At 65.9% G+C, this 2,269-nt stretch carries 4 protein-coding genes; 1 reads left to right on the top strand and 3 read right to left on the bottom strand.

Going from position 1 to position 2,269, the window contains the following annotated elements; translation table 11 throughout:
* Window positions 1–33 precede the first annotated feature (33 nt).
* A complete protein-coding gene (locus AB0915_RS39020; RefSeq protein WP_366696133.1) occupies window positions 34–324 on the top strand; it encodes a WD40 repeat domain-containing protein in 291 nt (96 codons plus the stop codon).
* A 307-nt stretch (window positions 325–631) separates the two neighbouring features.
* Here the strand turns inward: AB0915_RS39020 and AB0915_RS39025 are convergent, their stop codons facing one another.
* From AB0915_RS39025 to AB0915_RS39035, 3 genes are read right to left on the bottom strand one after another with little or no spacing between them, the layout of a single operon-like run.
* Complete coding sequence (locus tag AB0915_RS39025) at window positions 632–1,264, bottom strand: DUF2461 family protein (protein ID WP_366696127.1); 633 nt, start codon at window positions 1,262–1,264, stop codon at window positions 632–634.
* Between the two features lie 14 nt (window positions 1,265–1,278).
* Window positions 1,279–1,473, bottom strand: coding sequence for a hypothetical protein (locus AB0915_RS39030; protein ID WP_366696129.1), 195 nt, complete (start codon window positions 1,471–1,473; stop codon window positions 1,279–1,281).
* Between the two features lie 40 nt (window positions 1,474–1,513).
* Window positions 1,514–2,155, bottom strand: coding sequence for an NADAR family protein (locus tag AB0915_RS39035; RefSeq protein ID WP_366696131.1), 642 nt, complete (start codon window positions 2,153–2,155; stop codon window positions 1,514–1,516).
* Window positions 2,156–2,269: the final 114 nt, after the last annotated feature.

Consider the following 2,269-nt stretch of genomic DNA (forward strand, 5'->3'; position numbering starts at 1 on the left):
GCTCATATTGCTCTTCTTGCTCACTGCCTGTAACTGCTTCCTCCGGGACCTTCCGTCCCAGTATCAGGCTGTCCAGGTCAAAGGGGGAGCTTCACTGGGCACATTGCCCCCGTAGTAGCCGTGGCGTTCAGTCCTGACGGGCGCACCCTCGCCACCGGTAGCTACGACAGAACCGTGAGGCTTTGGTCCTACACCGCGCCGGAGGCCGCAATCAGCGCGATCTGCAAAGCCGTAACCCGCAATCTCACCCCGTCGGAGAGTGCCATATACCTGTCCGGACAGCCCACCGTGGCCGTCTGCCCGGTAGCCTCGCCAACCCGCTGATGGTCGTCGCCCGGGCCGCCGCCTCCCGCGCCTCGAGCTCCTCGATCAACGACCCCATCAGCGCCGCCTCCTCCACCAACACGGTAGAGACCCGACCACGCCGCCATCACCCCAAACAGCGTTCTCCCAGCTCAGCCCTTCTCTCCAGAAGAGCCACCCCCATCGAAGGCTTGCCCACTTCTCGTGTGCCGGACGGCCATCGGGCGATGGACCACTCGTCGGCGCTGAAGGTGCGTGTCACCTTCTGAGCGCGGGAGCCGACAGTACGGGTTTGGTTCCTCCCGTGCCGCGCGGGGCCCTCGTGAGGTCAGGCGGCGCGCTTCACGTGGCGGACCAGCCACATCAGCAGGGCGTCCAGGTCAGCGGCGGCCGAGAAAACTCGGTCGACCGCCTCGGGGGTGTGCAGCCACTCCTCGCAGCCGAGGGGACGGGCGGCGATCAGAGAACGGTGGCGCAGCAGGTTCGTACGGGAGTGGTCTGTCGGATAGCCGCGCGGGGGGCGTTTCATCACGTCCCCGGAGATGTCGTAGCCCTTCTTCCGCACGTCCTCGACGATGGCGGACAGTTCGCGGCCGCTCCCCTCGGAGGCCACGGCTTTGCGGAACATGTCCACCTGGCCGGGATCGGGGTACCACCAGGCGCCCTGGATCCGCAGGCCGTCCAGGGAGAACCGGAGACCGATCTCGATCTTGCGGCCGAGCCGGATCACCGCGCCCTGGTGCTGCCACCACCAGGAGTCGGTGCGGTAGTGCCAGACGGAGAAGTCCTCGTACCGGGGGTCGGTGTCCGCGACCTCGTTGAGCAGGGCGATCATCGGCTGCCGGACCAGGCGTTCGCGGTCCGCGCGGTAGCGCTCGCGGGTCGCGTGGGTCGGTTCGCCCTGGAGCTGCCACAACACGTCCATGGCCTGCTCCGGCCAGCCGGTGAACTGTCCGAGCATGCGCGCAGGATAGCTCACCCATGATCCGCGCGCGCGGAGAGTGAGACGGACAGGGAGGCGTAGCCCCAGACACGGTGGGAGATGTTGCGGCGGGGCTCACCGGCCAGTTCGATGTGCCGTGCGCGGTGGGCCAGTTCGTCGAGGAACACGGAGAGTGCAGTCGATATGAAGCGGGCGGCGAGATTGTGCAGCCGAACTTGAGATCCCACAGGACGGTTGTAGGGAGCGGATGTAGTCCGGCACGTCTACTCACGATGTGCGCGTAGTCGAGCACTCCCACCACTCATCAACGTTCAGCACGCTGGGGTTCTCGGGCCGGAGCAATTGCTGGGCAACGAGCTCGGAGCGGGTCAGCTCGAGCAACCGCCCCATCCAGTTTCGTCCCCGACCGTCGGGGACATCTCGCCAGAAGGGTGAGTCCGAGAGGCCGGTGTAGCTGATCCTGGCGTCCCCTGTGGAAACGAGGACCTGGGCGAGTTCAGGGTGCTGAGTGAACTTCGCGCGAAGGAGCTCTGCCATGACCGCGAGCCGAACGTTAGGCCAGTCACTCCGGTGCGTTGCCTGGCCACCCAGGTCATGCGCCTCTCTGCCGGAGGCCGCATCCCGGATTCTGCTTCTGTCAGAAGCGTCGGCCGCCGACAGCGCCCAGTACCCATGCAGTACGGACGCATAGGACTCGCCGGCGAACACGATCTGTGCAGGGAAGTCGTTGCGGAGCATGAACAGCCCCGGCTGTTCAGGCCACCTCTGTGGGTAGACGGTTTCGTGCGAGATGAGAGCCGGTCGGCCGGGTTCTGAAGGATCGTCGGCATGCTGGATGGCTCGCCGCTCCTGCTCGCTCTGGACTCCCTGATCTCCGCGGCTGAAGTAATCCAGGACGTCCTGATGCATCTCCGCTGTCACTACCGGACCCAGGGGCATTGCTTGATTGGGATTGGTCCGGTTCGCCGGTCTCGTGAGTGACCTGGCCTCATGTCCGTTGTGTGGCAGGGGACCCCGGAGAGC

The sequence above is a fragment of the Streptomyces sp. NPDC048411 genome (assembly GCF_040704695.1).
Lineage (GTDB): Bacteria > Actinomycetota > Actinomycetes > Streptomycetales > Streptomycetaceae > Streptomyces.

What these genes read in the sequence shown, in the direction of transcription:
- AB0915_RS39035 (WP_366696131.1), bottom strand. Translation starts at nt 2,155, where the DNA reads ATGCATCAGGACGTCCTGGATTACTTCAGCCGCGGAGATCAGGGAGTC.
- AB0915_RS39025 (WP_366696127.1), bottom strand. Translation starts at nt 1,264, where the DNA reads ATGCTCGGACAGTTCACCGGCTGGCCGGAGCAGGCCATGGACGTGTTG.